Raw genomic sequence first — 26139 nt, forward strand, 5'->3', positions numbered from 1 at the left:
ATTAAATTGCAAAAAAAGCACATTAAGACCAAAAAACAATCAAAGCCTATGAAATAACAACTTTCTCTTAATGAAAAATTGTATTTTTGTTTGATAATTACGCAAAGCGGAAATTAAGTATTGTAGAAAAGACAAAAGATGCAAATTATTTTTGTAAAAAGTACATCAGTAATTAAATAACCTCTGATGTACTCATCGGAGTACTTAAATATTTAGTACAGTAAACTATATAGCTTTCTACGGTAAGTTGCAGACAACGCATCACCATCAGGTAATGACGCTATGATATCCAAAAAGTCTTGCTTTGCTGACATAAAGTTCATATCTCGCTTTAGTATGCTTAGTAATAGTTCAAGCGCTTCTTCTTTTCTGCCCGCCTCACCAAACGCCTGAGCCAGCTTAGTTTTAATATCATTATTATCAGGCTCTTCTGCAAGTGCTGAACTTAGCATTTTTATTTCTGGTGATTCCTGTACTTGCTGAGCCTGAATAAGTTTAGCTTGTAAGTTTTGATAATAAGCATCTTGCTCTTGTTCATCTACTGAATCCAATAATGCAGCAGCGTCTTCGAGTTTTTGAATTTGAATACATATATTAGCTAAAACGAGTTTCACACGAGTATTACTAGCATCTATATCATATGCCTGCTTTGCAAAACTAAAAGCTGAATTTAACTCATCAGCAGCTAATGCCTGCTTAGCTTGATCAAGTAATAATACTTCAGGTTTTGGTAAGTGTTCAGCCAGCGCTTTTTTTATTTCATCCTCACCTAGCGCGCCAGGTAGCATATCTACGGGCGAGCCATTTTTTAACATCACTAACGTTGGAAGTGCTTGCAGACCAATTTGCTGAGCCAACTGTGATGCCAGCGCTTGCTGGAGATCGCAATCTACAGTTGCAACTAATAAATGAGATTCATAAGCTGCCGCTAAATTTGATAATATTGAAGCTTGTGCTACACAATCTGGATTTTGAGCACTAAAAAAGGTTAGTAATATCAGTTTATCTTGATTTTGTTCACCCAGTACTTGCTGGATATTGTCAGGCGTCAGTTGAGTCTGGTTAGTCATATCTTAATTTTTCGTTTTTGCTTGTTTTGTTTTATATTGTGGCAAATTGTATGATTGCAAGTCTAATTATTTGCTTTAGTTGTATTTCTGCTACGCTTTTTAAACTTGCGTTTAAAGTTACGCGGTTTCGTTAATCCTTTTAGATTTGGGCTTTGCGTCTGTTTAGCTGCATAAACAAAATCATGTAGTTGCGTAATAAGAGGCTCCATGAAAACCGTATAGGTACATTCCTTACTTGCTATCTTCGCCAAATGAGACTCCCACAACGCAGTTCTATCTGGCAAAGTCAAAGACTCTGGTAACATATCAATCATGGCATGACCTACCTCGCTGGCTCTTATTTGCTTACCTTCACGGCGTAAAAAATCTCGTTTAAACAAAAGATCTATAATACCTGCTCGAGTTGCCTCAGTACCTAGGCCATCTGTTTCTTTGAGAATTTTTTTTATCTCTGAATCTTTTACATATCGGTTGATCCCTGTCATCGCACTTAACAATGTTGCATCTGTATAATATTGAGGAGGCTGTGTATGTTTCTCTTGCACTTGCCCATCACCACATTGAACCTCCTGTCCTTGTTGTAAAGGTGGCAGAAAACTTGACAACGACTCTTCATCTTTACTTTGTTTAGTAAAAAGTACTTTAAAACCAACTTCGTTAACTTGCTTAGCTTTGGCAATAAACAAACCGCCCACAACTCTAACATGCACTGTTGTTTCATTATAATTAAACGCAGGATAAAATTGTGCTAAATATTGACGACTTATCAAAGTATAGATTTGCAGCTCTTGGCTCCCCAATTGCGCCGATTTTAGCTGCTTCTCTGTAGGAATAATTGCGTGATGTGCCTCAACCTTTTTGTCATTCCAACATTTTGACCTCAACGACAAATCCGCACCTTCTACTTTTTCTTCACTGCAACCTTTGTTATTTAAGACTGCCCTGAGTACAGCTTGTCTCTGCTGGTAATGCTCGCTTGGCAAATAACGATTATCAGAGCGAGGATAAGTAATTAACTTGTGCTTCTCATACAAGCTTTGACAAATATCGAGCACCTGTTTTGCAGACATGCCATACACTTTGCCTGCATCAATCTGTAGAGCAGACAAATTATAGGGCAGTGGTGGAGCTTGTTTTTTGGGCTTTTGCTCAAGTTTACTCACTTCCCCAGGTTGCCCCTTTATACGAGACACAACATTTTCAGCCAATTCTTTTACTAACACACGATTTTCTTCATCTAAATATGGCTTGCATGCGTCACTTGGCTGCCATTTAGCTATAAATTCTTCTCCTGCCTGCGTAGCTAAGTGCGCAAATACTTCGTAGAAAGGCTTAGATACAAATTCAGTAATCTCTTTATCGCGCCTGACTACTAACCCTAACACCGGTGTTTGTACCCTCCCTACCGACAACACACCTTGATAACCTGACTTTTTGCCTGCCAAAGTAAATGCTCTCGTTAAGTTCATACCATACAACCAATCCGCACGTGCACGTGCAAGTGCTGAAACACTCAAGGGCACAAACAGCTTATTTGGTTGCATGGCTGCTAAAGCTCGCTTGACCGCAGGTAAATTTAAGTCACTGATCAGTAAACGTTGCGTAGTTTGCTTTTGTTGTGAAGTAAGACCAATAAATTGCAAAACTTCATCCACAAGTAGTTGACCTTCTCTATCTGGGTCACCAGCATGAATTATCATTTTTGCACGTTTAATAAGCTTTTTTAAAACACTTAGCTGCTTTTTAGTTTTGGGCTTGGCTTTAAATTGCCACTGCTGTGGGACTATCGGTAAATCTTGTTGCTGCCACTTCTTATATTTTGAATCGTAGTCTTCTGGTTCAGCTTGTTCTAATAAATGGCCAATACACCAAGACACAATACTGCCATCACCAACTTCAATAAACCCGTCTTGTTTTTTATGAGGCTTAGGTAGAGCATCGGCAATTGCTCGACCAAGAGATGGTTTTTCAGCAATATAGAGTTTCATAAAGTTAAACACATGCCCAACAACTGTATAAATTAACAGTTATTCTAAGCTATGTTACAACAATATACCAGTTTGCTCTATCTAGTCAGTACGATTTGAAATAAGAATATAATGTAGGTTAAGAACTTACTCCTGTTTCTGAACTTCAACCTAAAGCCATATGTTGAAATACAGCTTTACGCTTTACGCTTTACGCTTTAGTTCAAGGTTATCCAAGGAAACTAAACATCCTCATACTTCAAGGGCTAATTGAATTACTAGCAACTTGTCATCAGAGACTTTCTTTTATTGTTTCAACTTGGCAGCTATTTCGTACTTCTCTACGATTGCATTAGCAATATCATTTAATTTTTCTTGTGTATTGCCAGCCGCGACATTGGTAACAATAAATATTCCCAGTTCTTGCTTAGGGTAGAGCGCTAACCAGCTAGAAGTTCCAATTGATCCTCCGCTGTTATAGAGCATTGGCTTATTTGAATTGTATTTGTAAGTATTCCAAAAAAATGCATACCCATGCCCTCTATCACTTCCTGCAAGTAAAGTTTGCGACAAAGTTACTTCCTCTGATAATGGGTTAAGCAAATACTGCATATAGCTTGATATTGAGCTTGTTGTTGATGTCAATCCCCCTTCTGCAAAAGAATAGGGGCTAAGTAATGGCATCAGCTCACCTTGCACATCAGTTCCTTTAGTGATCTTACTGACTTCATGGCTACTGAGGCGAAGTTTTGTGTGTTCCTCACCCGATTTTTCAGTAATAAACTCAGCAATGAGCACAGAAAGTGACTTGTTATAAACCTTTTCTAGAATATAACCGATAAGCTTCGCACCGGCATTTGAATATTGATACTCATCCCCAGGTGTTGAAGTAAGTTGATATTGAGCTAAATCTTCAAAGAACTTCGTTATAGAATAGTTTGATACCAGCTCAATAACGCTGCCATTTTTTATATCTTCGCTGTTAAAGGCAAAATCTTGAGGTAGCGTGCTTCTATGTGTTACTAGGTGACGTAAAGTAATTGCTTTATTTGAGTATTGCAGGTTTTGATAACGGTCAGCGCCTAAATATACTCTAATATCCTCATCTAATTTCACTTTTTTATCCGTGACAGCCTTAGCAAGTAATAATCCAGTATATGTTTTTGTAATGGACGCAATTTCATATACAGTCTCGCTGCCAGGTTTAGTGCCATCTGGAAATTGACCAAAATGCTTTTGAAAATTGTGTTTAGCGCTAACGATGGCGATGGAGGCTACCTGAGCATTTTCCTCTATAATAAGTCGAGTAAGCTTTTTCTCTACAAATGACTCGAAATCTAACTTACTATCTCTATTACAAGCAGTTAAAATAAGTAAGGAAAAAATAACAGCGGATATAATCTGTTTTTTTATTGAGTGTGACATTCCATTCACCTGCATTGAGCTTGGCCGAAATAGACAAGAAAAGTCTAACGATATTTTACCTATAATAATGACATACTGTAACTGAAAAGTCTTTTCTCGCAAACAGCTGTAAAATAAAACTCACCATAACAGGAGGAGCACCTAAATGGTAATAAACCAATTAATGTTACCACTCTAAAAATAAAGCAATAGCTCTGCCTGAATACCTTATAATCAATGACAATCACATACTTTTAGTCGGTTTGTAAAAAGTTTCAAGCAAACTCAAACAGCCTATCGCTATAACAGGCTATTTGAGTTTGACTCAACCAGAAGAGGACTGTTTGCAGAAGCTCTTTACTTCGTTTTCAATAAGTTCAACTGCGTATGCTTTTGTTCAACAATCAAAGTCATCGTGCTTGCTGCTTTTTCTACTTGATCTGCCAATTGTGATAGCTCTCTTGCTGCGTCAGAAATTCCTGTCGTGTTACTATTAATTTCTTCTGTCACCACACTTTGCTCTTCAGCCGCTGTTGCAATCTGAGTTACTTCATTGGAAATATTAGCTAACATTTGTACCAATGTACCCATAGCCTGGGCAGACTCCTCACAGAATGACACAGCAAGTTCCCCTTGAGATACTGAGCTTTCAATAATCTCTTCTGATTGATGAACTTCATGCGTTAAATTGTCAATGAGCTTACTTATATCATTCGTTGAGGCATGAGTTTTAGACGCTAACGCTCGCACTTCATCGGCAACTACCGCAAAGCCTCGACCCTGCTCACCAGCACGTGCGGCTTCAATTGCGGCATTGAGTGCTAACAAATTGGTTTGCTCAGCAATTGCTCGGATCACATCTAATATTTGAGATATGTCAGCACTGCGCTCTACCACTTTATTAATAGCTTGCTTAGCATCGAGTACTTGAGATGCCATTTTTTGTACTGTTTCGTTAGTTTTTACAATACTAGCTTCACTTTTTTGCACTTGCCCAGCGGCATCATTCGCACTTTGTGCTGCCTGCTCTGATGAACGTGCCACTTCAGAGGCCGTAGCACTTAGTTCATTTATCGCAGCGACCACACTGTCGATTTCATTATGCTGATTCGCTACTTTATTTTTTATATTGATAGCAACTTCAGTAGTCTGGAAAGACTGCTGATAAGATTGTTCCGCCAGCTGTTTTAAGTCATCAATCATATTTCGTAACTTATCGGTGAATAAATTAAACCCCCTTGCTAATGCAATCAACTCAGCATGCGCACTTACTTCAAGTTTATGAGTGAGGTCACCTTCACTACTGGCTAAATTTTCTATTCGCTGTTGAATATGCGTCAAAGGTTTAATAATGGTATTAATTAGCACGACAGCAATTGCTATACCAACCATCGCAACAAGCACACCAACCACTAACATAGTTTGACTAAGCGAGTTTGCAGATTCTTCAAGCTCTTTAGCTAAAGACGTTGCTTGAGCAAGCACCACGTCTTTCGGTACTTCAATTAGCAGTGACCAAGTAGTATTTGCAAGCTTAATTGAAATAGGCAATGCAAGCGCTATATCATCACCTATTTCAAGTATGTCTTTTGACTGATGTAAGCCAAGCAACTGCTGAGCGCGCGACGTCGGCATAGATTCTTTTAATGGTCTGGCCAATTTATCGTAATGACTTGAGCCAACGACCAAACCCAACTCACTCAGCAAAGTAACTTTTGCAGCACCGTTGTATAGGGCATTTGATAATTCCTCAACTTGCTGCTGAAAAATAGGTAAATTTACATCGACCCCAACCAAACCAACAAACCCCCCACTTGCCTGCACGGGTACAGTTAATGAGGTCATAAGAGTACCATCGTAAAGGTATGGCTCCATTATACATGGCTTGTTTTTATCTTTGGCACATAGATACCACTCTGCTTCTCTTAAGCCAAATTCATTTTTGGTGTCTAAGTACTTATCTGCTGCCGCTACAACCGTTTGCTGCGAGATGCCAGCCGCATCACGAGTGAAATAAATTTCTAAGGTGCCATCTTGTGCAACTGAATGACTCGCGCCCGCTTTATATTGAGCATCTTTATTATCGTAGCCATTGGCTTCGAACTGCGCATACATTGAAGAAATAAACTTATTTTGCTGTAGCGCTCCAGCAACCGCATTTTGAACAACATCTCTTGGTAACGGCTGAGTTTGTGCTGAATTATTAAGTACGCCTGAAAATGTAAATGGTACACGATATGCTTCATTGATAAATCCGCCAACTCGCTGCGCGTAGTATCGACCCTGCGCAGTTAAACTACGTTGCGCCTCACTATATATTGCGCTTTGTACTTGCTTGTTTTGCTTTTCATTTTGCGTATTTAAATGCAGCCACATGTATAACGTCAGTAACATAACAAGGGATGTTACTAAAACGCCAACAAACACAAGCAACTTGCTTTTTATTGATGTGTGATTCATGAGTTTCCTTCTTTGTAAATGCAAACAACCAGCTTGGTTTACACAATTTATGCAGATAGGTGAATTTACCTTTGCCAAGCTTGCATACAGGGACGTTCAGCAAATACTCACTGTTGTCCATTTGAATTCTGATATAACAGAAGTTTTATGAATTTATTCTTGTAACACAGGACAACATAATCGAATTAGATGTGCAAGTACTGCTATTTTAAAAATCTGAGGTAAAAGGCGTGATGCTTCATCATGCCTTTTACCTCAGCCCTAAATATCACACATCATCTTCAATGTTATCTTTACCTGAAGTTCGCTCAATACTCTTAAGCTTATGATGTATAGCTGACTTAATTAACATGTAACCACTAATTGGCGCTGTTAGTAGTAGAAAAATCGAAATCAAAATTTCCTTCGCACTAATACCTGCTTGTAGCTGACTAAAATAAATCATTGCCGCTGTGAGCAAACTTGCCATACCTAATGTCGTTGCTTTAGTAGGACCATGCAGTCGCATAAAAAAATCTGGCATTTTTACTAACCCAATTGAGCCAACTAACACAAAAAAGCCACCTATTAATATTAATATAGAGATTATCCACTCAGATGTTTCAGACATATTCTCTCCTACTCAATGATGTCGCCACGCAGTAAGTATTTACATACTGCAACGGTACTCACAAACCCTAACATAGCAATTAATAACGCGGCTTCAAAATACAACCCCGTCCCCATGTTCATACCATACAAAATAATCAACGCAATGCTGTTAATATACATGGTGTCGAGCGCTAAGATACGATCAGGTATTGATGGTCCCACGACTAAACGCCATAAGTTTAGCAACAACGATAAACCAATCATTGCAAACACAATTAAAATCACAGTCTCTAACATTGAAAAATCTCCTTAAGCGGTGCCTCATAACGCTGCTTAATGGTTGTGATTAAAGCCTCTTCATCTTCTAAATTTAAAACATGAATTAACAAAAAGCGTTTTTCAGGTTTATTACCATCTGGTAAAGATTCACGCCATGGATATACTTCGGCACTAACCGTACCCGGAGTCAAAGATACCGTACTAGCCAAAATAGTTATTGGCATACTATGAGATAGATCTAGTGGTACCTTTACAAAGCCGGGGTTTAACTTTTTAGTTGGGCCAAGTATTAACATAGCAACCTGTACGTTTGCGGTAATAATATCGTATAACACCAAAAATAAATGGCGTACTGCTAAACCCGGTTTTAGTATTAAGGGCTGCTTAGTTCTAAATGGCTGAGTTGCTAACGGGATCACAACTGCCAGTATTGCGCCAAGCAGAATATGTCCAGGTGAAACACTATTGTTAAGAAGCAGCCATACACAAAATAGCATTAGACTTCTAAAAGGCGTAGGCAACCATGAAAAACGTGCTTCTAGGCGCATTATTGGCCTCCTTCTAAAACAACACTTAAATTGTTAGCAAAGTTATGTAACTCAGTTGCAGTCATTAATGAATACTCACTCAAAGGGCCGGCAAAAATAACCATCATTGGAGATGCTAATACCAACATTAACAGTGCACAGTATTGAGCAGGATGAACACGGTTTTGCTCTGCTACGTCTGGAGTTTTAGCTGTTGTATGATGCCAAAATAATGTACTTCCCGTTTTTGATACGGCCAGCAATACAGCGAGACTAGCCAACAAGTACACCGGCCAAAATATCATTGTATATTCAGTTTCAAAAGTAGCTTTTAAAAGCCATATCTTTGCTACAAAACCTGATAATGGAGGCATACCAATTACGGTAACTGCCGCTAATAGGAAACACCCTCCTAGCAACAGAGGTTGCGTAACAGGGCGGCCTGCAGTTATGCGGTCACTCACTTTACCTCTTTGACGTGCAATCAAATCTGCGAGTAAAAATAATGCTGCACTGACTAAAGTAGAGTGCACGAGATAATATATAGCCGCGGCACTGGCTTGTATTGTTTGCACAGCAACCATCGCAACTAATGTACCTACTGAAACAATAACCAGATTCGCTGTCAGCTTTCGTAGGTCTTGACTAGCCAATACGCCAATTGCGCCAACTAAAATTGTTGCAATTGCCAACCACCATAACCAACCTTGAGCCATCAGACTAAGCTCACCTGCATGCTCGCCAAAAATCATTGTGTAAACTCGCATGATTGAGTAAACACCCACTTTTGTCATAATCGCAAACAAAGCAGCAACGACAGGTAATGCTGTAGCATAAGTATTAGGCAACCATAGATGTAGAGGTAATAAAGCCCCTTTAAGCGCAAATACCACTAACAGTAACAGTCCACCTATTTTTGCCAAGTAAATATCATCGCCTTGTAACATTGTTACTTTATGAGCCATATCAGCCATATTAAGTGTGCCTAAAACGCCATATAACGTACCAAGTGCAATCAAAAATATAGCCGATCCAACTAAGTTCATAATAACGTATTGCAATGCAGCTCTAGTATTGTGCTTATCACCGCCATGCATTAATAAGGCATAAGATGCTATCAGCAATACCTCAAAGAACACGAATAAATTGAACATATCACCAGTTAAGAACGCACCATTGACACCTAAAATTAAAAATTGGAGTAAAGGGTGAAAAAATGCCCCTCGCTCATCATCTCCTGCACATGCATAAAGTGCACAAGCGAGCCCTAAGAAAGAAGTGAGGCATACCAATAATACCGACAAAGGATCAGCCACCATCACGATACCAAATGGTGCAGACCAATCACCAATCGCATAAACTTGTGTACCACTGTCTTTTACATTTGCTAATAACAGTAATGACGCAGTTAAGGTAATGCTAGAAAAAATAACTGAGGCAACTCGCCTAATTGGCACACTCTTACCACACGGTGGCATAAGTAAAATAACAGCTGCCAACATTGGCAGCAGCACAGGTAAAGAAGTCAAATGCTGGATCATACTTTACCCTTTTTATTATTCGATGTTTCTTGACCGTTCACATGATCATTACCTAAATCAGCGCGGCCTCTTATAGCTAATATCACAACAAAAGCAGTCATCGCAAAACCAATTACGATAGCCGTTAATACCAAAGCTTGTGGCAATGGGTCTGCATATTCATTTGCATAACCCAATACTGCTGCTTTATTTAAGGTCAGTCGTCCTGAAGAGAACAAAAACAAGTTAACAGCATAAGATAACATGGTTAAACCAAGCACCACTGGGAAGGTGCGAGCGCGCAAAATTAAAAACACGCCACACGTAACTAACAACCCAACACAAGACGCATATAATAATTCCATTAAAAGTTTACCTCTTCTTTTGGTGCATTAGCGGTTACTTTACCTAAACTCGCTAAAATCATTAATGTAGCTCCAACAACCGTGATATACACACCTAAATCAAATACTAAAGCACTTGCCAACTCTATTTGTCCAATGACTGGCAAATCAAAATAATCAAACCATGATGTTAAAAATGGTCGTCCAAAGACCCAGCTACCTACACCGGTTAATATTGCGATTGCGATGCCTGATGCAATGATTTTTCTATAGTTGATAGTCAACCGCTCTGCTATCCAATGGGAGCCATGAGCAATATATTGTAAAATAAAAGCAATTGCGGTCACCAAGCCTGCAATAAAGCCGCCGCCAGGCAGATTGTGTCCACGTAAGAAAATATAAAAAGAAACCAATAATGCCAGTGGCAATAAACTTTGCGAAATGCTCGCTAAAAGCAGTGGATAACGTTCTTTAGCCCATGGCCGTCCTTCACTATCACTTGCAGGCATAAACAAAGGCAAGTTAATTAATAACTTATAAATACCTAATGCAGCGACTCCTAATACTATAATTTCTCCGAGCGTATCAAAGCCCCTGAAGTCAACAAGAATGACGTTCACTACATTAGTGCCTCCACCACCAATTTTGGCATTCGCAACAAAAAACTCAGAAATAGAATCATGAGGTCGTGTGATCATAGCGTAACAAATACTTCCCACTACGACCCCAATAGCTGACGAAATTCCAATATCTCGTAATACGCGAATAGAGCTTGACTCTTTTGGCGTACGCTGAGGTAAAAAGAACAATGCCAGCATTAATAAGATAATCGTGACGACTTCTACCGTTAACTGCGTCAACGCTAAATCTGGCGCAGAAAAACGTGTAAATGCGACAGATACCATTAGTCCAACAACTGATAGCATAAGTAAAGAAACCATCCGTACGTGATGCCAAATGACGGTCCCAATGGCTCCAATCATTAACAATGCAGCACCAATACCATTATGGATATCAATATCTGTTGGCGCTTTTTGACCTACTAATTGTGCCATTTCAAACAAAGGCCAACCCGCACTTATTAACACCACCAAAAACATCAACATAAGGTAACGCTGTAATGACCCATTTTCTACAGCCACTACTTTTCGTTGGCACCACTTAACAATGTTATAAACGCTATTATCAAAAACCTTTTTAGCGTTTAAAGGAGGTAAAGAAGCTTGGAACTGGAATAAATAGCGTCGTTGAGTGTAAATGAATAACCCACCACATACTGCGATAAAACTCATTAGCAGGGGTAGATTAAAGCCATGCCAGATAGCTATTTTAAATTCTGGTGGTGCTGTGCCTAATACAGCTGCCGATGCAACATTTAAAATGCCATCAATAACAAAATTTGGAAACATTCCAACCAACAAGCAAATTGCGACTAAAACTTCAATAGGGACACGCATATACCTTGGCGGCTCATGGGGTTCCTTTGGTAATCCAATTGGGTCACCATTAAAAAACACATCGTGGATAAACCGTGCAGAGTAAGCAACTGAAAACGCAGCGGCAACAGTCGCCAATACCGGTATCAACCAAGACATAGAACCGAGCAGCTGCTGATATAAAGTTTCTGCAAAAAACATCTCTTTGGACAAGAAACCATTCAGCAACGGTACCCCAGCCATAGAAGCTGCGGAAACCATAGCAAGTGTTGCGGTATAGGGCATAAACCGCCACATACCGTTGAGCTTACGCATGTCTCTAGTACCCGTTTCATGGTCTATTATGCCCGTTGCCATAAATAAAGACGCTTTAAATGTTGCATGATTTATGATGTGAAAAATCGCAGCTACCGTTGCAAGCTCAGTGTCCAGCCCTAATAGCAATGTAATTAAGCCCAGATGGCTAATGGTAGAGTATGCTAACAACCCTTTTAAGTCATGCTTAAACAGTGCTACGTAAGCGGCAAAAAGTAACGTCGTCAAGCCAGTCAAACCAACAATCACAAACCATAAATCTGTACCAGCAAGCGCAGGGTAAAAGCGCGCTAATAAAAATATCCCCGCCTTAACCATTGTGGCGGAATGTAAATACGCACTAACTGGTGTAGGTGCGGCCATTGCATGTGGTAACCAAAAATGAAATGGAAATTGTGCTGACTTCGTAAAGGCTCCAAGTAAAACCAATACTAAAATAACCTCATACAAACCATGCGCCTGTATTAGAGATTTACTTTGTAGGATGACATCTAAGTTATAACTACCAACCACATCGCCAAGCATTAATAGTCCAGCAAGCAACGCTAAACCACCACCGCCGGTTACGGCCAAAGCCATACGTGCGCCTTTGCGCGCTTCTGATTTATGGCTCCAGTAACTTATCAGCAAAAATGAACTAATACTGGTAAGTTCCCAAAAAACCCACATCTGTAGTACATTGTTAGACATAACAATACCAAGCATAGCGGTCATGAATAACATCAAATAAGAGTATAGTTTTGGCATTGAGTCTTTTTCGCTCAAGTAATAACGAGCATAAAAAATCACTAAAATACCAATACCAAGGATCATAAAGACAAAGAGTAATGCAAGTCCATCAAGCCTAAAGGCGATTTCCAGTCCTAGTAAAGGGACCCATGTCGCACTTTCTCGTAGTACCTCACCCGCAAATACTGCTGGTGAAAGATATATGGCTAAAGCAAGTGCCAATACAGGGGGAACCAGCGTCAACGCAGTTGATTGATTGCGTGACAATTTACCCAAAAATGAAGAAAAAATACTGCCGATAAAGGATAGCAATGGTATCCAAAGCAAAGTCATAAATTGAACCTTTTTATTTCAGTGTCGTAAATGTACGACATACACTGAGTATGGGTGTACTTTAACATGAATTCAGTCATTCTAAATTACATGTATAAGAACACAAAACTTTTCCAGTTATACTGCATTAGTGTTTGAGTTGTCTATAGTTACACAAACTAGCAGGTGTCATTTTAGACAACTTTAACAAACAATTCAGATTAAATTCATATTTCGCTTGCACCTGTATCCGGTGCAGCTTCTGTTAGCCTTGATTTCAAATTTGTAAATCTAGGTATTTGGTAACGTTTCGAGTTAATAGCATTTTGCCAAACTTGTCTATATTGATGCGATAAAGGCAATTCCTGAAACTGCATAATGCTCCAATCTTTGCTCAATTTAAAAGCATCAAGTAGGCCGTGTTTACACGTTTCGCTCTTATACCACCCCTTTGCAGGTGGTTGCTTTGCAACAATTAAATTTGGGGCATGTTGCCCAGCGTGACGACATAACCAACGCGCCTTACTTGGCGCAATAGCATATTCATCTTCAAATCCACTAAAGTGCATCAGCTCATGTAAAAACACTTGATAATTGCTACTGCTTGTAAGCGTCATTATACCATTAGCAACGTTTGCTTGGCCCACCTTCGTCATCATTATCACATAATCAATATTATTGAGTTGCCTATTGTATTGCTTGATGAATTGCTGTTCATCGCACCGCGCAAATTGTTGCTCGTTTATATAGCAAGACATAATATCACCAATGTAAAACACCTCTGATAAGCAATAGCTGCCAATCATAGGTTCTGGTTGCTCAAGGTATTTTGCTTTTAATGACTCTAATTTCTTTACGCCACTAAAATGATCACTTATCAGTAAAACACGGTTTTTACAGTTGGTTGCAAATGTAGGGGGAGATAATAAAGTAGTAAGCCCTAGCTTAGCTAATACGCCTTTAGATAGACTCTGAGGTACTACGCCTTGCTCACTTGCAAGCAATAATTGTAAGTCGCTAGGCAAGCCAAATTGACGCTCTAATCTTTTGAGTTGTTGAAGTGCATGCTGTTTAACAAACACCTGTTGTAAGCGTGTTCGTTGCGCCTGGGTTCCAATATCATAGTATTTTCTCCAGTACAGTTGACTTGCGCTATACTTCTTTCGTTGTGCAAGGCGAATAGACCATTCAAGCATGATTTCTGGCAAATTTAACGCAAATAAGGCCTCAATGGTAGACTCTGACAAAGCTTCCAGCTTGACATTTTGTTGCACTGAATAATAAGCTTTTGGATATGATTGCAAAAAATAATTGTGCGAAACAGGCTCATTTAAATTGGGTTGATGATCACTTTGCGCTATCACCAACACCATCACGCAGCAAATTATGGCAGTTTTAACTGTCCTCATCATTTGCTAATAGAGCTAACTCTAGTCGAGCATACTTATGCTCAACGAATTCATAAACGTTTGTGGCAAGTACTAACTTAAAAAAATCGATTGCAACTTGCTTATCACCGCGAGCTTGGTAACGCTTGGCTAGATAAAAATAAGCTTCGCAAAGGCGCTCTGCATATTTTTGTTGACTCGAAACCCCTTCACCCAATTGCGCAAGGAATTGCCCTTCACTGAGCTCACCAAGGTACAGCTGCACAAGTTGATTGGCCCATATCTCTTGGTCTAATCCATAACTGTTTAATCTTAATTGCTTTAGCGCTTGTTCATGGTCAAGTTGAGTTTGTGCTAAATACAACCACATCACACGATAGGCGTCTTGCGGTGAGCGTGCTAAGAATGCTGCTAAATCTTGGCTTGCTAAATTAGGTCGCTCACCATAATACAATGCAATACCACGATTTAAATAAGCATATTCATGCGCTTCATCTAACTCTAAAACTGCATCAAACATTTCATAAGCTTGACCATACTCTTGAGAAAGCGTGTGATGAATACCAAGAAAGTTATATACCTCTGCTAAATCGGGCTTCATTTTTACTGCGCGATTAAAGTCTATACGCGCTAAAGTACTCAACCCTAAACTGTCATAGAGCATACCGCGATTATAATATAGCTGTGCTTTTTGCTCTTTTGGCAAGTCACTTGCACTTAGTAGCTCTGAATAACGTGCTATTGCAATTTCATTCCTAAAATTAGCAGCAAGTGGCACACTCAATGGTACGTTAACGATATGCTGTGTAGTTTTTTCTGGACTCGATTGACAACCCATCAATCCGAGAAACACTAAGGGCAAAATAAATATGGATCTTAACTTCATGTCCTTCCTATCGTCGCTTAACTGCGCTTACATAGCGGCCATTAAAACATAAAAAAAGGGGCCATACAGCCCCCTTTTGTTACTATCATGTTTTATTTACACAAAATTACTCAGCTGGCGCTTCAGGCGCTGGCGTTACTGGTTGTTCTTGTGCTTCTTTAATACTTAGACGTACACGACCTTGGCGGTCAACTTCTAGTACCTTAACTTTCACTTCTTGACCAACTGTTAGGTGGTCAGCAACATTATTAACACGTTCCGCACTAATTTGTGAAATATGTACTAGGCCATCTTTACCTGGTAATACGTTAACGAAAGCACCAAAGTCTACGATACGAACCACTTTACCGTTGTAAATAGTACCAACTTCCAGCTCAGCAGTAAGTGCTTCAATACGAGAAATCGCATCTTTAGCACTCATACCATCAGTTGCTGCAATTTTGATTGTACCATCATCTTCAATTTCAATCGTAGTACCAGTCTCTTCAGTTAACTGGCGAATGGTTGCACCACCTTTACCAATTACTTCAGCAATCTTCTTCGGAGGAATGTTCATCGTATAAATACGTGGCGCAAACTCAGATAGCTCTTCTGATGGTGCAGCAAGCGCTTCATCCATTACAGACAGGATATGTAAACGCGCTGCTTTTGCTTGCTTAAGTGCAATTTGCATAATCTCTTTATTGATACCTTCAATCTTGATATCCATCTGTAGTGCTGTTACACCAGCGCTTGTACCTGCCACTTTGAAATCCATGTCACCTAAGTGATCTTCATCACCTAAGATATCTGAAAGTACTACAAAGTTTTCTTCTTCTTTAACAAGACCCATCGCAATACCAGCAACAGAAGCTTTAATTGGTACACCTGCATTCATAAGTGCAAGCGATGAACCACATACTGATGCCATTGAAGAGGAACCGTTTGATTCTGTGATTTCAGATACAACACGTACTGAGTAAGGAAACTCAGCAAGCGTAGGAAGTACAGCTTGTACACCACGCTTAGCAAGGTTACCGTGACCAATTTCACGACGCTTAGGAGAGCCAATGAAACCAGTCTCACCCACACAATACGGAGGGAAGTTATAGTTCAACATAAAGTGGTTTTTATGCGTACCAGTTAAGTCATCGATAAGTTGTGAATCACGTTCCGTGCCTAAAGTTGCAGTAACCAATGCCTGTGTTTCACCACGAGTAAAGATAGCAGAACCGTGAGTACGCGGCAGTACACCCGTCATTACGTCTAGTGCACGAACCATATCTGGTTCACGGCCATCAATACGCTTCTCACCTGCGATGATTCGCCCACGGACAATTTTCTTCTCTAACGCACCAAGTAACTTGCCCACTTCTTGGGTATCTAGCACATCACCTTCAGCAAGTTCAGCTGTTAATGCTGCAACAACAGCTTCTTTCGCAGCTGAAAGTGCTTCTTTACGCGCTACTTTATCTGTAATGAAGTAAGCCTCACCAACTTTGTCAGCTGCAAGCTCAGCAATTTTTTCTGCTAAAGTTACGTTTTTCTCTGGCGCAGCCCAATCCCAAGCAGGTTTACCAGCCTGTGCTTTGAACTCTTCAACCGCTTTAACAATTGCTTGAGATTGCTCATGACCATATACCACAGCGCCTAGCATCTCTTCTTCAGACAATACGTCAGCTTCTGACTCAACCATAAGTACAGCATTTTCAGTACCAGCAACCACAAGATCTAGCTTACTTTCTTCAAGCTCTTTTAAAGTTGGGTTAAGTACGTATTGACCATCAATATAGCCAACTCTTGCTGCACCAATTGGGCCACTAAATGGAATACCAGAAATTGCCAATGCAGCTGAAGTACCAATCATCGCAACCATATCTGGTTGGATCTCAGGGTTTACTGAAACAACCGTTGCAATTACCTGTACTTCGTTAACAAAGCCATCTGGGAAAAGCGGACGAATTGGACGGTCAATTAAACGTGCAATCAAGGTTTCGCCGTCATTTGGGCGACCTTCACGCTTTAAGAAACCACCAGGAATACGACCTGCAGCATACATACGCTCTTGGTAGTTTACTGTTAGTGGGAAAAAATCTTGACCTGGGCTTGCTTCACGTTTACCAACAACAGTCACTAAAACTGATGTATCACCAATGCTTGCTAGTACTGCGCCATCTGCTTGACGTGCGATAGCACCTGTTTCTAAGGTCACAGTGTGTTGACCTAATTGAAATTCTTTAATAATTGCTTGCACAAATATTTCCTTAATAAAACAAATATGAACGCCAACAACTACCAATTACAGTCTTAAGCAGACTCTAAAATCTACTTAAGCACTACAATTGGCAAAAGATGTCAGCGTAATTTCAGCCCTATGCTGAAGTAGCCTAGTATACTTGTACTACAGCCACAAAAAAAGGGGCGATTAGGCCCCTTTTTTGATGTTGGCTAAAAAGCCAACAAGTAATCAAATTATTAGCGACGTAGGCCAAGTTCTTTGATTAGTGCTGAGTAACGCTCAACGCTTTTACCTTTAAGGTAATCAAGTAAGTTACGACGTTGGCTAACTTTGCGAAGAAGACCACGACGTGAGTGGAAGTCATGCTTGTGGTTAGCAAAGTGACCTTGTAGCTTATTGATATCATTCGTCAAAAGTGCAACTTGCACTTCAGGTGAACCAGTGTCGCCTTCAGCACGTGCGAATTTTGCTACGATTTCTGCTTTTTCTTGATTGCTTAGTGACATAATAACTCCAAAATAAATTTAAATTGTGCTTTAGCCGATCACTAATTCAGCCAAAGCGAGTAAGCGGCGCGCATTGTATCAACAATCAGCGCCTGAAACTAGTAAAAGTTATTGATTGGTTGCTAAGGCTCGCTTTGCTTTTAAATGGCCATCGATATTACGCTCACCTATACCAATAAATTTATGATCTGCCATAACTTTAATGATACCGTCAGGTACTTCCCCACATACCACAACTTGACCATGACTAAATGCTTTACCTTGCTCTTGCGTTATCTCAATGACGGGTAAATCCACTAATGCGGTGTCCATTGGCAACAGTAAATCATCAAGATATGTTGAAGGCTCTAAGCCTTCTGTCTTTGCTTGTTGCAGTTTTTCTTCAAGTTGCTCAATTGTTACCATTTTCTCGCTTGGATAATGGCCTACTTTTGAACGATGTAGCATAATAACATGCGCGCCACACCCAAGTTTTTCACCTAAGTCGTCAACAATAGTTCGAATATAGGTACCTTTAGACACATGTGCTGTCATTTGAATTTCGTCATTTTCAGCATCGTATTCATCAAGCGTCAGGCTATACACGTTAATCTTGCGGCACTTTCTTGGTACCTCAATGCCTTCGCGCGCATATTTGTACAATGGTTGCCCTTGGTACTTCAAGGCAGAATACATTGATGGGTACTGATCCGACTCACCTAAAAAACTTTCAACAGCACTGTGTAATGCTGATTTTTCAACGTTCACAGGTCTTATTTCAACCACTTCACCATCAGAATCTGATGTTGTGGTCCGTTCACCTAATTTAGCACGTACAACATACGTTTTATCGGTATCTAATAAAAACTGAGTAAACTTGGTCGCTTCACCAAAGCAAATGGGTAACATGCCAGTTGCCAACGGATCTAATGCACCGGTATGACCCGCTTTTTGTGCAAAATAAATACCTTTGGCTTGCTGTAGCGCTTTATTTGAAGAGATACCTTCGGGTTTATGCAGTAATATAATACCGTCAACCGGACGGCCTTTAGAACGCCTTGCCATTATTCTTGCTCATCTTCCGATGACTCAGGACCACGTTTTTCGTTGTCTTCACGGATAACCGAGTCGACTAAGTTAGAAATTCGCATACCTTCAAGCAACGAGTTGTCAACCACAAAACGCAGCTCAGGCATGATACGCGCACGAATTCTTTTACCTAAAACGGAGCGAATGTAGCCTGTTGCATCGTTTAAAATAGCAACACTTTGCTTAGTTTTGTCTTCATCGGTCGTATTAAGTACCGTGATAAAGATTTTTGCGTAAGATAAATCCCTAGAGACTTCTACAGCTGATACCGTCACAAAGCCCAAACGGGGGTCTTTAATTTCGCGTTGGAGAATAACCGCAATTTCTTTTTGAATTTGCTGAGCGACTCTGTCTGTGCGAGAAAATTCTCTCATTTTCACCACTTATAAAATTAACTTATTGAAAAATAATAACAAGTTTTATTTAAACACAATAGACAAATGGGGGCATTAGCCCCCATTTAAATCATTATATCAGTATATATTTACAATGAACGTTGTACTTCGACCGTTTCGAATACTTCGATTTGGTCTCCAACTTTAACATCATTATAATTCTTAACACCGATACCACATTCCATACCATTACGTACTTCTTGCACATCATCTTTAAAGCGACGTAATGATTCAAGCTCACCTTCGTAGATTACTACGTTGTCACGAAGTACGCGGATTGGCGCACTGCGCTTAACGATACCTTCAGTAACCATACAACCTGCAATAGCGCCAATTTTTGGTGATTTAAATACATCACGAACTTCAGCAAGGCCAATGATTTCCTGTTTAAACTCAGGTGCAAGCATACCTGACATCGCCTGCTTAACTTCTTCAATTAGGCTGTAGATAACGCTGTAATAACGTAAATCTAGATTTTCAGATTCAATTACTTTACGCGCTGAAGCATCAGCACGTACGTTGAAGCCTACAATGATAGCATTTGAAGCCGCAGCAAGTGTAGCGTCAGTTTCAGTGATACCACCCACACCAGACCCTACAATCTTAACCTTAACTTCATCAGTAGAAAGCTTAGTAAGTGAGTCAGCGATCGCCTCAATAGAACCTTGAACGTCTGCTTTGAGTACGATATTGACTTCAGATACATCACCTTCAGTCATATTGGTAAACATGTTCTCTAGCTTCGCTTTTTGCTGGCGAGCAAGCTTAACATCACGGAACTTACCTTGACGATATAGTGCTACTTCACGCGCTTTACGCTCATCTTTAACAACTGTCGCTTCATCACCAGCAGCTGGTACACCAGATAGACCTAAAATCTCAACTGGAATTGAAGGACCTGCCGTTTTAATATCTTTACCATTTTCATCGCGCATAGCACGAACACGGCCATACTCAAGACCACACAGTACGATATCACCTTGACTTAACTGACCTGATTGTACAAGTACTGTTGCAACAGGACCACGACCTTTGTCTAGACGAGACTCGATAACAACACCAGCAGCCGAGCCCTGTGTTGGTGCAGTAAGCTCTAATAGCTCTGCTTGCATCAATACAGCTTCAAGTAATGCGTCAACACCTGTCCCCGCTTTTGCAGAGATATGCACAAACTGTACGTCACCGCCCCACTCTTCAGGAATAACGTCAAGTTGAGCCAATTCGTTCTTAACTCGGTCTGGATCAGCACCTTCTTTATCCATTTTATTAACAGCAACAATCAGAGGTACACCTGCCGCTTTCGCGTGCTGTACCGCTTCTTTAGTTTGAGGCATTACACCATCATCTGCTGCTACCACAAGGATAACAATATCTGTCGCTTTAGCACCACGAGCACGCATTGAAGTAAACGCTGCGTGTCCAGGAGTATCTAGGAAAGTGATCATGCCACCTTCTGTCTCAACATGGTATGCACCAATGTGCTGAGTAATACCACCCGCTTCACCCGATGCAACTTTTGCACTACGGATATAGTCAAGGGTAGAGGTTTTACCATGGTCAACGTGACCCATTACTGTCACTACTGGTGCGCGCGATTCAGTTGAATCAATTTCAGAGCGGTCATTTAACACTTGTACTTCTAGCTCATTTTCTTTAACTAGAACAACTTTGTGACCCATTTCTTCAGCAACTAACTGAGCGGTTTCTTGGTCGACAACTTGGTTAATCGTAACCATATCGCCCATTTTCATCATTGTTTTTACAACTTCAGCACCCTTAACAGCCATACGAGATGCAAGCTCTGCAACTGTAATGGTTTCGCTAATACGCACTTCTTGCTTTACATCAGTCACTGGTTTTTGGAAACCATGCTGCAATGAAGTTGGCGCTTTAAGTTTACCTTTGCGGCCTCTTGCTGGCGCTTCGGCTTTAACTGGCGCTTTCTTTTTCTTCTTACGACGAGCACTTTTCTCTTCACGTGCATCTGACTCATCTTCTGCTTCACGTGCATAAGTTGAGGTCGTTAAGTGATGGTCAGCCGTTTCTTCACGTTTACGGCGTTCCTCTTCTTCTTTTTTCCAACGAGCTTCATTTTCTTCAGCTAGTTTACGCGCCTCTTCAGCTTGGCGCTTCGCTTCTTCTTCAGCTTTTCTCAATGCTGCCTCTTCTGCTTCTTTTTGCAGACGCTCAGCTTCAATGCGGTCTTTTTCAACTTGTGCATTATCCACTTTTTTGTCTTGCGGTTCGTTAGCTTTGCGTTGGGCTTGTGCCTTACGCTTAGCTTCCTCTTTGGCCTTACGTTCAGCTTCTTCTTTTGCTTTACGTTCGGCTTCTTCTTTCGCTTTTTGCTCAGCGGCTTGTTGCGCTTTTTGCTCAGCTTCTTTGCGTGCAGCTTCTTCTTCAGCTAAACGCTCTTGCTCTTTTTGCTGGTCAATTGAACTCTTTTTAACATAGGTACGCTTTTTACGCACCTCAACAGAAACTGACTTTTCTTTACCTGTAGAGCCTTTTACGCTCAACGTACTTTTACTTTTACGTTGTAAAGTCATACGATCCGGGCCTTCAGCTCCCTTACCACCATGTTGCTTGCTTAGGTGATCAAGTAGCTGTGCTTTTTCAGATTCAGTTACGCTGCCATCTTTGCCTTTGGTGATCCCTGCATCATTCAACTGCTGCAGCAATTTATCAACAGTTGTATCAATAGTCTCGGCTAGTTTCTCAATGCTCACTTCTGCCATAGTGTGTGTTACCTCCGTTAATAAATTATGCGTCTTCACCAAACCAACAAATATTACGTGCAGCCATAATAAGCTGCCCAGCTTCTTGCTCTGATATTTCTGTTATTTCTACTAGCTCATCAATACCTTGTTCGGCTAAGTCTTCAAGCGTCACAACGCCTTTACTTGCCATCACAAATGCAAGGTGGCGCTCTAACCCTTCCAAAGCCAATAGGTCTTCTGCAGGCTCTGCATCTTCTAAACTTTCTTCTGTTTTCAATGCTTTTGTTGTTAGTGCATCTTTAGCACGGTTACGAAGCTCTTCAACCGTATCTTCGTCTAAACCGTTAATCTCTAAAAACTCAGCAACAGGAACATAAGCAACTTCTTCTAACGTAGAGAAACCTTCGTTAATAAGTATCGTTGCAAAGTCATCATCAATGTCTAGGTTTTCAGTAAATAAGTTTACTAACTTGTCAGACTCTTCAGCATTTTTTGCTTCCATGTCTTCGACTGTCATAACGTTTAGTTCCCAGCCAGTTAACTGGCTAGCTAGACGAATATTTTGACCATTACGACCGATTGCTTGTGCAAGGTTATCTGCTTCTACAGCAATATCCATTGAGCGTGAATCTTCATCCATGACGATTGAAGCCACTTCAGCCGGTGCCATTGCATTAATCACGAACTGAGCAGGGTTATCATCATAAAGCACGATATCTACGCGCTCACCACCAAGCTCGGTAGAGACAGCCTGAACACGAGCACCTCGCATACCTACACATGCGCCGACTGGGTCTATACGTTTGTCGTTAGACTTTACCGCAATTTTAGCACGAGAACCTGGGTCACGGGCAGCACCGCGTAGCTCAATCATCTCTTCACCAATTTCTGGCACCTCAATGCGGAACAATTCCATCAGCATTTCTGGCTTAGAACGTGTTACGAATAATTGGGCACCACGCGCTTCGGGTTTAACATCATATAACAAACCACGTACTCTATCACCCGGTCTGAAGCTTTCACGTGGCAGCATATCTTCACGATAAATAACCGCTTCAGCATTATTTCCTAAGTCAATAACAATTGCATCACGCGTGGCTTTTTTAACCACACCAGTCACAAGTTCACCTTGTTGATCTTTATAAGCTTCAACCACTAATGCACGTTCTGCTTCACGTACTTTTTGTACGATAACTTGCTTGGCCATTTGTGTGGTGATACGGTCAAATTTAATCGATTCAATTTGTTCTTCTACGTAGTCACCAAGTTGAATTTCAGGCTCTTCAACTTGAGCAGCTTCATGAGTAATTTCTGCATATGGGTTTTCTAACGAACCGTCTTCTTGTGGGTTCACTACCATCCAACGACGAAAGGTGTCGTATTCACCGGTTTTACGGTCAATTGCAACGCGAACTTCAATGTCGCCAGTGTGCTTTTTCTTTGTTGCAGTCGCTAGTGCGAACTCTAATGCCTCAAAAATTTTTTCTCTTGGGACTGCCTTCTCATTGGAAACGGCTTCTGCCACCAATAATATCTCTTTTGCCATAGGTAATGCCTCGCTTGCCCTTGTCCTTCGCACTTAATATTTAAAACTTTGCGATAATGTTTGCACGCTCAATGTTGCTAAGCATGATTAGATACTCAACACTATCGACGTTAACTGTGATCATGTCACCACTTACAGCAACTAAGTCGCCTTTAAAGTTACGACGTCCATCTTGCGGAAGCTTTGTACGTACGCGCACTTCTTCCCCTTGCGCCAGCTCATAATGTGCCGGTTTAAAAAGCGGCCTATCAACACCAGGTGAAGACACTTCCAAATCATATTCGTTTGTAATCGGGTCTTCGACATCTAAAATTGCACTGACTTGTCGACTTGCATCTGCACAGTTATCTACAGTGATCCCATTTTCGTGCTCAATATAAACGCGTAACGTAGAGTGACGACCAGCTTGCACAAACTCAAGACCCAATAATTCAAACCCCAGTGCTTCAACCGCAGGTTCCAACATTGCTGTCAATTCTTGCTCGAGTTTTGTCACAAAATTCCTCCATACAAACAAAAAAAGGGCCTTAGCCCCAATAACTTAGTTGTTTCATACCAAAGCTTGGGCTAGAAACCTAAGCTGCAGATACAACAACGCCCCGAACCAAGCGGGGCGTCACACCTAAAGCAAAACTGTGTGGCCAAAGGCCTTGCTTGGTTGCGTAAGACTGCAGCAAAATAAGCTGATGCTTAAACGCAAAACGCGCATTACAATGAATGCGCGAAACCATAAAGGAATAGCACGCTACTCCAGATTTGGTTGCGGGAGCCGGATTTGAACCGACGACCTTCGGGTTATGAGCCCGACGAGCTACCAGGCTGCTCCATCCCGCGCCAATAATAGCAGTGCATGCACTGCAAAATATGCGCTGTATTATAAGGACAGTTCCATTAATAAGCAACCATAGAGTTAAATAAATACACACCAATAGATGGCATAATGAATATTTATTGCTTATCGTCTGTTATTTTCTCATAAAAAAATGTAGTACTGGTCTGCAGCGTTACGTCAACCAGAAATGTAAAGGAAATGTAAGCTTTATCTCACTTGCAGTAATTTTTTCCTACATTTTATTCAACCATCTCGCATCTTTGCTTATCCGCACTATAATTATTAAAAGTATAACACTGCCAATTTATAAATAGTTCTTAGCGCAGTCAGTAGCCAGTAGCCAGTAGCAAGTATGCAGTTTTGCTTGTTTTAATATAGTTCGAGCAAACGGATGCGCTCTTAATCGACAACGAGGCGATTATGAGTATTTCTCCTTATCAATATCAGTTATTGACGCAGTCATTTTCAACACTGCAACCTAATTTTCATTGTTTTTGCATTAGTCTAAAAACTCAGTTAAATCGCTATGAAATGCAACTACTGTTACCACAAAATAATGAACAACTTCTTTGCGTTGAACATAGAGTTAGTCAATTTATCCAAGAAGCACTTTACTTACTACCTCAGCAAGAACAGCTAACTGGGTTTGTACGTTTACACGCATGTCAATTGTCATCACTCAACCCTAATGAAAGGGATATTAGTGTGCTTTGTAATGCTATGATATCAACACTACAGCTTCATCTTGGTGCGCAATTTACTTTGGCTTTGCGCAACGCGTGGCGTAAAGCATTGCACATTTTTGCGAACATAATAAAAAGTGTCCTATTTGGCTCAAATAATGTCGTGTCTTTAGCCCATTTTAAAACACACAAACAGCAGCGTACCTCAACCTTGAGGTGACTTATTCATCGCCATTAAGTACACTAAAAATATAAATTATTATTTAGGTGTATCTATGCAAAAAGCATTAATTTTTAGTTCTTTTCTGTGCCTTAATGTTACTGGGTGTGATGTATTTGAGAGCTCAAAAAGCCAAATCGAAGCACAGTATTTATCTGAGCACCAAGAATTAAAAACCGCAATAGAAACGATTCGGGAGCATGGACTCGATAATATCTCAGCCACAGCTAAAAGTGGTAGCGTTGCGGCCTGTGTAGCAACACAGCTAGAAGGTGATCCTATGGGGGCATTAATCGCTGTAGAAGGTGCTCTTCAAGACTCGGTTAGTCTTGAAAACTTTGCCAGTACTATTGAAAGTTTGAGTGAACAAGAAATTAGCCTTGAAAGCATTCCACAATTATTACGTCAAGGTGCCGATACCGTTAGCTATTTACGTACTTTATTGAGTAACTATGAACTCAGTGAATTACAACAGCAGTCCAAACAGTTAATGCAAGACAGTTATAATAAGAGTCAAAGTATCGGAGAGCATTTACGCATGCTCATTGAACAATGCGAAACCACAAAACAATAAAGGCCAAATTAGGCCTTTTATTGTTTTGTGGTATTTAAGCACTTGCCGATATTAGGGGCAGTTGATCTTTGAGGTATGAATTTTTTTCAAATCAAAGGCTTTCATTACGCGAAATGAGCAATGCAGCATAATAATTTATGTTAGTTGTG

General features: G+C 40.5%; 21 protein-coding genes and 1 tRNA gene. 2 read left to right on the forward strand and 20 right to left on the reverse strand.

All coding sequences use genetic code 11. From position 1 onward, the window contains the following. Positions 1-212: 212 nt before the first annotated feature. The 20 genes from SANK73390_RS20300 to SANK73390_RS20395 form a co-directional block, all read right to left on the reverse strand. Positions 213-1070 carry a tetratricopeptide repeat protein gene (locus SANK73390_RS20300; protein ID WP_462768156.1) on the reverse strand — a complete coding sequence of 286 codons (858 nt, stop codon included), beginning with the start codon at positions 1068-1070 and terminating at the stop codon, positions 213-215. 62 nt (positions 1071-1132) lie between these two features. After that, positions 1133-3058 carry a DNA topoisomerase III gene (locus SANK73390_RS20305; RefSeq protein WP_462768157.1) on the reverse strand — a complete coding sequence of 642 codons (1926 nt, stop codon included), beginning with the start codon at positions 3056-3058 and terminating at the stop codon, positions 1133-1135. 285 nt (positions 3059-3343) lie between these two features. Then, positions 3344-4462 carry a serine hydrolase domain-containing protein gene (locus SANK73390_RS20310; RefSeq protein WP_462768158.1) on the reverse strand — a complete coding sequence of 373 codons (1119 nt, stop codon included), beginning with the start codon at positions 4460-4462 and terminating at the stop codon, positions 3344-3346. A gap of 336 nt (positions 4463-4798) precedes the next feature. Then, positions 4799-6901, reverse strand: a complete 2103-nt coding sequence (locus SANK73390_RS20315; RefSeq protein ID WP_462768159.1) for a methyl-accepting chemotaxis protein — start codon at positions 6899-6901, stop codon at positions 4799-4801. A 268-nt stretch (positions 6902-7169) separates the two neighbouring features. Next, positions 7170-7511: a Na+/H+ antiporter subunit G gene (locus SANK73390_RS20320; RefSeq protein WP_462768160.1), complete on the reverse strand. Its 342-nt coding sequence runs from the start codon at positions 7509-7511 to the stop codon at positions 7170-7172. 8 nt (positions 7512-7519) lie between these two features. Next, complete coding sequence (locus SANK73390_RS20325; RefSeq protein WP_261594335.1) at positions 7520-7789, reverse strand: K+/H+ antiporter subunit F; 270 nt, start codon at positions 7787-7789, stop codon at positions 7520-7522. Continuing rightward, a complete protein-coding gene (locus SANK73390_RS20330; RefSeq protein ID WP_462768161.1) occupies positions 7783-8319 on the reverse strand; it encodes a Na+/H+ antiporter subunit E in 537 nt (178 codons plus the stop codon). Before SANK73390_RS20330 ends, SANK73390_RS20325 begins: the two co-directional genes overlap by 7 nt. Continuing rightward, the gene (locus SANK73390_RS20335) at positions 8319-9839 is read right to left on the reverse strand and encodes a monovalent cation/H+ antiporter subunit D (protein WP_462768162.1); all 1521 of its coding nucleotides are present in this window, start codon (positions 9837-9839) and stop codon (positions 8319-8321) included. The genes SANK73390_RS20330 and SANK73390_RS20335 overlap by 1 nt, the downstream gene beginning before the upstream one ends. Beyond that, complete coding sequence (locus SANK73390_RS20340; protein ID WP_462768163.1) at positions 9836-10183, reverse strand: Na+/H+ antiporter subunit C; 348 nt, start codon at positions 10181-10183, stop codon at positions 9836-9838. The genes SANK73390_RS20335 and SANK73390_RS20340 overlap by 4 nt, the downstream gene beginning before the upstream one ends. After that, on the reverse strand, positions 10183-12975 hold the full coding sequence (locus SANK73390_RS20345) for a monovalent cation/H+ antiporter subunit A (protein ID WP_462768164.1): 2793 nt from the start codon (positions 12973-12975) through the stop codon (positions 10183-10185). The genes SANK73390_RS20340 and SANK73390_RS20345 overlap by 1 nt, the downstream gene beginning before the upstream one ends. Before the next feature lie 206 nt (positions 12976-13181). Next, positions 13182-14228, reverse strand: coding sequence for a hypothetical protein (locus tag SANK73390_RS20350; RefSeq protein WP_462768165.1), 1047 nt, complete (start codon positions 14226-14228; stop codon positions 13182-13184). Positions 14229-14349: 121 nt separating this feature from the next. Continuing rightward, the gene (gene nlpI, locus SANK73390_RS20355; RefSeq protein ID WP_462768166.1) at positions 14350-15228 is read right to left on the reverse strand and encodes a lipoprotein NlpI; all 879 of its coding nucleotides are present in this window, start codon (positions 15226-15228) and stop codon (positions 14350-14352) included. Positions 15229-15334: 106 nt separating this feature from the next. Continuing rightward, positions 15335-17461 (reverse strand): polyribonucleotide nucleotidyltransferase, encoded by a 2127-nt coding sequence (gene pnp / locus SANK73390_RS20360; RefSeq protein WP_462768167.1) that lies wholly within the window; start codon positions 17459-17461, stop codon positions 15335-15337. Between the two features lie 221 nt (positions 17462-17682). Beyond that, positions 17683-17952 carry a 30S ribosomal protein S15 gene (gene rpsO / locus SANK73390_RS20365; protein ID WP_261594343.1) on the reverse strand — a complete coding sequence of 90 codons (270 nt, stop codon included), beginning with the start codon at positions 17950-17952 and terminating at the stop codon, positions 17683-17685. Positions 17953-18060: 108 nt separating this feature from the next. Then, entirely contained in the window at positions 18061-18996 is a 936-nt protein-coding gene (gene truB / locus SANK73390_RS20370; protein ID WP_462768168.1) for a tRNA pseudouridine(55) synthase TruB, read from the reverse strand. Further along, positions 18996-19394: a 30S ribosome-binding factor RbfA gene (rbfA, locus tag SANK73390_RS20375; protein WP_261594345.1), complete on the reverse strand. Its 399-nt coding sequence runs from the start codon at positions 19392-19394 to the stop codon at positions 18996-18998. The genes truB and rbfA overlap by 1 nt, the downstream gene beginning before the upstream one ends. 110 nt (positions 19395-19504) lie before the next feature. Further along, positions 19505-22153 (reverse strand): translation initiation factor IF-2, encoded by a 2649-nt coding sequence (gene infB / locus SANK73390_RS20380; protein ID WP_462768169.1) that lies wholly within the window; start codon positions 22151-22153, stop codon positions 19505-19507. Between the two features lie 25 nt (positions 22154-22178). Continuing rightward, positions 22179-23681: a transcription termination factor NusA gene (gene nusA / locus SANK73390_RS20385; protein WP_261594347.1), complete on the reverse strand. Its 1503-nt coding sequence runs from the start codon at positions 23679-23681 to the stop codon at positions 22179-22181. Between the two features lie 40 nt (positions 23682-23721). Further along, positions 23722-24177 (reverse strand): ribosome maturation factor RimP, encoded by a 456-nt coding sequence (gene rimP / locus SANK73390_RS20390; RefSeq protein ID WP_261594348.1) that lies wholly within the window; start codon positions 24175-24177, stop codon positions 23722-23724. 261 nt (positions 24178-24438) lie between these two features. Beyond that, positions 24439-24515, reverse strand: a tRNA-Met gene (locus SANK73390_RS20395). A gap of 418 nt (positions 24516-24933) precedes the next feature. Between SANK73390_RS20395 and SANK73390_RS20400 the strand changes: the two genes are divergently transcribed. Both SANK73390_RS20400 and SANK73390_RS20405 read left to right on the forward strand, forming a co-directional pair. Beyond that, positions 24934-25416 carry a globin family protein gene (locus SANK73390_RS20400; protein WP_261594349.1) on the forward strand — a complete coding sequence of 161 codons (483 nt, stop codon included), beginning with the start codon at positions 24934-24936 and terminating at the stop codon, positions 25414-25416. A gap of 55 nt (positions 25417-25471) precedes the next feature. Then, positions 25472-25990 (forward strand): hypothetical protein, encoded by a 519-nt coding sequence (locus SANK73390_RS20405; protein WP_462768170.1) that lies wholly within the window; start codon positions 25472-25474, stop codon positions 25988-25990. Positions 25991-26139 lie beyond the last annotated feature (149 nt).

The sequence above is a fragment of the Pseudoalteromonas sp. SANK 73390 genome (assembly GCF_054966645.1).